Raw genomic sequence first — 7,197 nt, 5'->3', positions numbered from 1 at the left:
GTTATAACCTTTACAGCCATTTCTGAATTCTTCAGTGCGCCGATAATTAGGGGCTGAAAAGCAGGTTTTATCATGTTCTTTGACTGCTTTTTACAGATTTCATCTGTCCTTAACAAACATTTAAGAAAATTTTGGTTTGTTCAGCAACCCCCTATTTAGACAAATTTTACGAAGTCTACTGATTGCAAGTGTTGATGAGCTTACAGAATTTCCAGAAGTGAACACCACTGTCTCCCCAAAGATGGAAATTCAAAGGTGTACCATTTATCAGATACGATCCTCCTTGAATTCTTTTATTCTTATTACTATTGTTTTGTTATCTCCCTAAAAAGCCGCCGTCAACAGGCAGAATTACTCCATTTACATAATCAGAAGCACTGGATGCCAAGAACAGCAACGGGCCCACAATATCAGAAGGAACTCCCCACCGATTGGTAGGAATGCGAGTCAATAACTGATTGTAACGTACAGGGTCATTTTTTATTGCCGTGGTATTATCGGTTTCCATGTAACCTGGAGCGATAGCATTTACATTGATTCCCTTTGAAGCCCATTCGTTGCACATGGTTTGCGTCATCCGGGCGATACCGCCTTTGCTGGCGGCATAAGCCGGAACGGTATATCCGCCGATAAAGCTAAGGACGGATGCGATATTGATGATTTTACCATATCCCTTTTCCAGCATGATTTTGCCTGCCAATTTACTCATGATAAACGGAGCGGTTAGATTAACGGCAAGTACAGCCTCCCAATCTTCTACCGGAAAGTCTTCAGAGGGGTGCCTGATTTGCATGCCCGCGTTATTCACTAGAATATCCAGATCGCCAAGAATCGCAATGGCACTTTCAAAAGCATTCTGTACACTTAGTGTATCGCGAAAATCTGCAATAATACCGTGAACCTTTGTTCCTGTCTTGTCGATTTCTTTCGCTACAGACAAAATCCGGTCCGATGTACCCATAATTACAATTTCAACTCCTGCCTCATAAAGGGCTTGTGCCATAGCTTTTCCCAGACCTCTTGTCGCCCCTGTAACAATTCCCTTTTTACCTCTGATTTCAAACATTTTATTCAACATTTACACTCCTTTCATATATTACACAAACCCGAATCAATAGCCTGTCAGAACGTGTGGGATGAATAAAGACAAGGCCGGAACAAAGGCAATGAGAAGCAGTCCTACTAACATTACCAGTAACATAGGAATTACCTTTATCGCGACACGTTCAAAAGAAACATTGCCCATACTGCATGCTACAAATAAATTTACTCCAACCGGAGGTGTAATAAATCCTATCCCTAAGTTAACAATCATCATTAATCCAAAATGTACTGGATTCATTCCAATTGAAATTACAACTGGAAGGAGAATCGGAGTCAGAAGCAGGATTGCAGAAGTTGTTTCCATTAACATTCCGACCAAAAGCAGGAACAGGTTAAGTACAAGCAATATTAGGATGGGACTATCACTGATACCCAATATCCCAGATGCAATCATGCGCGGTATTTGTTCTAGGGTAAATATTTTCCCCAAAGTATTGGTTGTACCGACGATGATCAAGATCGTACCGGTTGTAACCGCGGTGTTTGTCAAACTCTTAAAAAGACTTGGCAATGATAACTCCTTGTAGACAAACTTTCCAACTACAAATGCGTAAATAACGGCTATCGTTGCCGCTTCGGTGGGAGTAAAGATTCCTCCGTAAATACCTCCTAAAATGATAACCGGATTTAGCAACGCTAATATCGCATTCTTGAATCCTCTCCAAACTCGGGGGAAACTAAATTTCAGACCATTTCCTTCATATCCGTGTTTCTTACAGTAAAAATAGCTGAACACCATCAGAAGGATGGTCAACAGTAATCCAGGGATGAACCCGGCCATAAACATCGTTCCTACTGATTCCCCGGATGCAACACCGTACATGACCATCGGAATACTTGGAGGAATGATGATTCCTAAAATGCCGGCAGTTGCTATTAAGGCAACGGAAAAAACCGCATCATATCCTTTCTTTATCATCTCCGGAAGCATAATTGCGCCGATTGCCGCAACTGTGGCCGGTGCGGAACCTGATATGGCTCCGAAAAACATACATGCCAATACGGTAACCATGGCCAATCCACCGGTAATGTGACCGACAAATGTTTCGCAGAAGTCGACAAGCCTTTTAGATAATCCACCCTTTTCCATCAACCCCCCTGCAAGAACGAAAAAAGGAATTGCCATCAGAGGGAATGAATCGCAGGATGTAAACATGTTCGTGGCCAAAAAATAAACCGGAAGCGTGCCAAGCCCAAGAAACAAATATACTAAAACGGAAAATCCTATTGAAATTGCGATCGGGACGTTAAGCATAACAAGTATGAAGAAGCTTCCGATCAATACAATTGCTGCAGTCATATCTATTCACCCCCCTTAATAAAATCAGAACCAACTTTTGCGCCGGTTGATAAATTCTTATTGTTGTGCTCCTTGAAAATCATTATCGAGTTTTGTATCAGGCGAACAGATATCAAAAACATCCCAACTAAAACGGACGAGTAAGGAATCCACATCGGCCAGTTTCCGGTCGCTGATAGTTGATGCGTATTCAAAAGCATATTAGTAACTTGTCCATACATTAAATAAGTAACAACCGCTGAAAAAATGAAGAATATGGTATTGGAAAATATCCTCAATGTAAGCAATATTTTCCTTGATTTGAAAACGGATAATAAAATATCGACTTTTATATGGGCACCAATTTTTGCGGCATAGGCGGCCGACAGATAGATTAACCAAATAAACATGTATCTTGCTGTTTCTTCTGTCCATGCCAATGGAACTCCAAGATAACGACTTATAATTTGATAGAACATGATAAGCGTCATCAGTACTAGAATAATGGCACATATATATTTTTCAAAATTCTCATCTAAGAATCGTAGTATTTTCATTTATTTTCACTCCCTAAAAGATCTTGCGATGTTAATAACCATGCGGTTTATTTTGATAAACCGCATTAATAAATTTGACCTATTGATTATTTATTTGCTATTTTGTCTATTTCTGCCTGCCATTCAGTCAATCTGGCTTTGTCATTATATTCGGATATATACCAATCGTAAACCGGCTGGGCAGCGATTTTGAAGGCTTGTCTTTGTTCATCTGTGAGTTCAGTATATTCGGTATTTTCTTTCAATATTGCGATATTCGCATCGTCGGCGGCAATACAGGCTTCTCTATTTGCTTTAACCGCAGCTTTTGCTGCTTCGTCAACCCACCCCTTCTGCTCGTCAGTAAGCCCCTGATAGAAGTCCTCGTTGATCATAAGAGGTGCAAAATCAAAAGTATGACCTAGATCCGTTACATAATCATTTACTTCATAAAATTTATTTGCTACGGTCAACGCCCAAGGATTATCCTGACCATCAACAGTTCCCTGCTGTAGCCCAGTATATACTTCAGCAAAAGACATAGGCGTAGCAGCAGCACCAAAGGCTTCAAACATTTTAATGTAGATTGGGCTTTCCATTACTCTGAATTTTAAACCTTTCATATCTGCCGGTGTTTCTATCGATCTTTTGCTGTTTGATAGCATTCTGATACCATTTTCCATATATCCTAGGAATCGAATTCCTGAGTCAGAGGCCACTTGGTCAGCTAACTGCTGCCCGTATTTACCGTCCATAAATTCATATGCAACCTCTCTGCTAGGAAAGAGAAAAGGAAGACTAGTAATGGTCACTTTATCTGAGAAACCTGCAACAACAGCGATTGAACACTCAGCGCCTTGGATAGATCCGTTTTGCACCATTTCTATAATGTCACGCTGTCCGCCTAACACCAGGTTGGAGAAGTGCTCTCCCTTTAACTGACCTCCTGACAGATCCTTTAATGCATCTCCAAATGCATACATACCAATACTGATTGGATGCGAGTCAGGAACTGTTCCGCCGGTTTTAATTGTAATCACTTTCTGACTGTCTTGCACCACAACTTCCGCTTTGTCGTTACCCCCGCAACCGACAAAAGACATAAGGACTAGACTCGCTAATAGCACCACTAACAAGAAATCCCTCTTCATTGTTTTTTTTCTTCTTTCAATACTTTTCATTCTTTTCCTCCTTTAATTAGTTATGATTAAATTTATGACCTTAACCCCCTTCTCAGGGAAAAAGCTGGCTGGATTATCCCATGAACATGCCTCCGTTTATATCAAGAACAGCGCCCGTTACAAATTCGGCTTCCTCACTAGCAAAATAACAGGCAGCTGCGGAAACGTCTTCTACTTTACCAATTCTTCTAAGAGGAACTTGAGCTCTTAATTTTGATAAAGCCTCTTCTGAAAACGCTTGTAAAAGTTTTGTCTCTACAGTTCCAGGGCAGATGGCATTTACCGTAATTTTTTGGGGTGCCAGTTGTCTAGCAAGCCCGTAGGTAAGAGAAATAATTCCTCCTTTGGAGCTGGTATACGCCAAAGATGTTTGAAAGCCACCCATACGGCCTGCGACTGAAGAAATATTTATAATCCTTGGATTAAGGCTTTTTTCCAAGTGGGGTATGGCCTGCTGAGTAACAAAAAAAGTTCCGCTGAGATTAACGGATAAAATTTTATCCCAGGTTTCTCTTTTCGTGTTCTGAATTGATTCGGAACTCAATATCCCTGCGCAATTTACAATCACGTCAATTCCCTTAAATCTTTCGACAATACGAGCGATTACAGATGAAATGCTGTCATTGTCACTGATGTCACATTCAAAGCCTGCCACATCAAGACTTATTTCCTTCAGGTCTTTTTCTGCTTTCATAACAGCATCTTGACAGATATCAACTAATGCCACCCGCATACCATTTTTAAGAAAATCGGTTGCTATAGCAAAACCAATTCCTGATGCACCTCCCGTGATCATTGCTGTTCTACCGTTTAAAGTCAGCATAATTTCAGCACCTTTCATTTTCCATTTTCATTAACTAACACTTTCCTTGTGTCTAAATCTTAATTCCTTTGTTATTCCTTTGTTCCTGATTCGTTATTTTTCAAAGTACGTATCATTGTGTATGCGGAACTGCCGCCAAATACAATTATGTACATTGCAATCATTAACCGTGTTCCAGTTGACATATCATTTACCTTCCGTTCCATAAAAATAGCGGTTACTTGATATGAGGTTAATGTTATTCACACATCTAAATTAAGTAAAAAGCAATTATCATGCCATGTTTGTAAAAATTCACCTAATCCCACCAGTTCGAATAAATTCAAGGCATGCATTCTTCTATAAGTTTATCACCATGATTAGCTCTGTAGCGTTATTCACACGAGAGTGAAGCGAATAATATACAATACGTAGCGTTACCGCTACGCATTGATTCTATTTATAGTCTTATATAAATTTGAGCGGTGCACCCCCAATTGTTTCGCTGCAATAGTCATGTTGCCTCCACATTGATCTAAAATCTTTGATATATAGATTTTTTCAAAAGCCTTAACGGCTTCTTTTAATGTGACATCTTCGCAAATGCTGTCAATTAAATTTTCCGCATTATTTATTTTACTTTTAAAATCAGTATCTTCAATACTTAGAGTCTCTTCTTTTTTATAGTAATCAGGCGAAGAAATGGGTTCTGTTAAAAGTATATTTTTTCTTATATCCAAATCATTTCCGGGAGAAACGACCGCAAGCTGTTCAATAACATTTTTCACCTCTCGAACATTTCCAGGCCAGTAGTAACTGATAAAATGCTCCTTCGTTATATCATGAAGGAATTTTTTAGTTCTATATTTTTCATTGTATTTTTCAATAAAATAGTTTGCAAGTGGCAAAATATCCTCAGGTCTTTCTCTTAAAGAAGGAATTTTAATAGGGACAACATTAAGCCTATAGAATAAATCCTCACGAAATTCTCCATTTCTAACCATTTCTCGCAAATTTCGATTCGTTGCCACGATTACCCTAACGTTCAACGTCTTCTCTTTTTGGCTGCCGATTTTTCTAATCTCACCTGATTCAGTAACTCTTAAAAGTTTAGCTTGCATAGATAACGGTAATTCACTTATTTCATCCAAAAAAATAGTCCCATTATTCGCAACCTCAAATAAACCAATTTTCCCTTTTCTGTTCGCTCCCGTAAAAGATCCTTCTTCATAACCAAAGAGCTCGGCTTCGATAAGCTCTTTCGGCATTGATGCACAATTAATAGGAACAAAAATTGCTTTTGCGCGGCCACTATTCTTATGAATATAATGTGCCATTATTTCTTTTCCTACACCTGATTCACCATATATTGATATTGTGCTGTCTGATTTAGCAGCCTTTGAAGCCAATGCATAGACTTCCTGCATTTTAACATTTTTCGAATTTAAAAAAAACTCATTTTCCCTTGCTCTTTGAAGAAATTCTATTGCATCCTCCAAATGAGCCTTTTCCGAATCAATTTTATCTACAAATTCATAAAAGGCAGATTCTATATAGGTAGTAGCTACGGTAATTTCTAATTTGCCATTATCGTCAAACACAGGGGCGCAGTGGATAAGCATGCCCACACCATTCCCAGTTCGAATAAACCTCACTACTTTTTTTTGTGTATTTATTACTTCAGACGAGGCCGACATTCTATCTGTATAGTTTTTTAGATACAAATCATGAACGTTTATTTCATATAATTGCTCCATCTTACACTCGAATGTTTCTGCACAACCATTATTACAAAATATTATATTTCCATCATTATCTGATACATATAAATTGCCCAGAACGTTATTACCAATTTTCGTGAATAGTTCTTCGTTTATTTCTAATTTTGGTTTGATTATTGTGTTGAATCCCATAATTCCCCCCTATCTTACTTAATAAAAATTATTAAATTGGATAAAATATATTAATTGTATATTATTCTCATTTATACCACATGTCAATTTTTTGTTGCCGTTTAACCACAGCTGTATAAATTTCGGAACATACGTCGCGAAATAGCAACGCTTCTATTTATTTCTTATCCGCAATTCAAACCACAAATTCAAAAATCACCTTAAAAAATTTTTTTTTTTTGAGATTTCAACGTTTGCAACAGCATATTTATATTTCCAAGACTTTTTTGACCAAAAAGGAATATTGGCACAATTATTGCGTTTAAATTAATTATAAGAAATTAATAATACCGAATTCGGGTACTTATAAACCCAAATAGAAGCAAATTAAGAAAGGAATTGA

The 7,197-nt window shown here is 38.2% G+C and carries 6 protein-coding genes; all 6 read right to left on the bottom strand.

What is annotated here, in order from left to right; genetic code table 11:
- Positions 1-316 precede the first annotated feature (316 nt).
- On the bottom strand, positions 317-1,078 hold the full coding sequence (locus JJE29_05415; GenBank protein MBK5252054.1) for an SDR family oxidoreductase: 762 nt from the start codon (positions 1,076-1,078) through the stop codon (positions 317-319).
- A 33-nt stretch (positions 1,079-1,111) separates the two neighbouring features.
- The gene (locus JJE29_05410) at positions 1,112-2,404 is read right to left on the bottom strand and encodes a TRAP transporter large permease (protein ID MBK5252053.1); all 1,293 of its coding nucleotides are present in this window, start codon (positions 2,402-2,404) and stop codon (positions 1,112-1,114) included.
- 2 nt (positions 2,405-2,406) lie between these two features.
- Positions 2,407-2,940, bottom strand: coding sequence for a TRAP transporter small permease (locus JJE29_05405; GenBank protein ID MBK5252052.1), 534 nt, complete (start codon positions 2,938-2,940; stop codon positions 2,407-2,409).
- 86 nt (positions 2,941-3,026) lie between these two features.
- Positions 3,027-4,100, bottom strand: coding sequence for a TRAP transporter substrate-binding protein (locus tag JJE29_05400; GenBank protein MBK5252051.1), 1,074 nt, complete (start codon positions 4,098-4,100; stop codon positions 3,027-3,029).
- A gap of 73 nt (positions 4,101-4,173) precedes the next feature.
- Positions 4,174-4,941 carry an SDR family oxidoreductase gene (locus tag JJE29_05395; GenBank protein MBK5252050.1) on the bottom strand — a complete coding sequence of 256 codons (768 nt, stop codon included), beginning with the start codon at positions 4,939-4,941 and terminating at the stop codon, positions 4,174-4,176.
- 404 nt (positions 4,942-5,345) lie between these two features.
- Complete coding sequence (locus JJE29_05390; GenBank protein ID MBK5252049.1) at positions 5,346-6,815, bottom strand: sigma 54-interacting transcriptional regulator; 1,470 nt, start codon at positions 6,813-6,815, stop codon at positions 5,346-5,348.
- Positions 6,816-7,197 lie beyond the last annotated feature (382 nt).

The organism is Peptostreptococcaceae bacterium (genome assembly GCA_016649995.1).
In the GTDB taxonomy this organism is placed as follows: domain Bacteria; phylum Bacillota; class Clostridia; order Peptostreptococcales; family BM714; genus BM714.
Note: the sequence above shows the minus strand (reverse complement) of the source record. Positions and strands in the feature narration are given on the sequence as shown.

What these genes read in the sequence shown, in the direction of transcription:
- JJE29_05415 (MBK5252054.1), bottom strand. Translation starts at nt 1,078, where the DNA reads ATGTTGAATAAAATGTTTGAAATCAGAGGTAAAAAGGGAATTGTTACA.
- JJE29_05410 (MBK5252053.1), bottom strand. Translation starts at nt 2,404, where the DNA reads ATGACTGCAGCAATTGTATTGATCGGAAGCTTCTTCATACTTGTTATG.
- JJE29_05405 (MBK5252052.1), bottom strand. Translation starts at nt 2,940, where the DNA reads ATGAAAATACTACGATTCTTAGATGAGAATTTTGAAAAATATATATGT.
- JJE29_05400 (MBK5252051.1), bottom strand. Translation starts at nt 4,100, where the DNA reads ATGAAAAGTATTGAAAGAAGAAAAAAAACAATGAAGAGGGATTTCTTG.
- JJE29_05395 (MBK5252050.1), bottom strand. Translation starts at nt 4,941, where the DNA reads ATGAAAGGTGCTGAAATTATGCTGACTTTAAACGGTAGAACAGCAATG.
- JJE29_05390 (MBK5252049.1), bottom strand. Translation starts at nt 6,815, where the DNA reads ATGGGATTCAACACAATAATCAAACCAAAATTAGAAATAAACGAAGAA.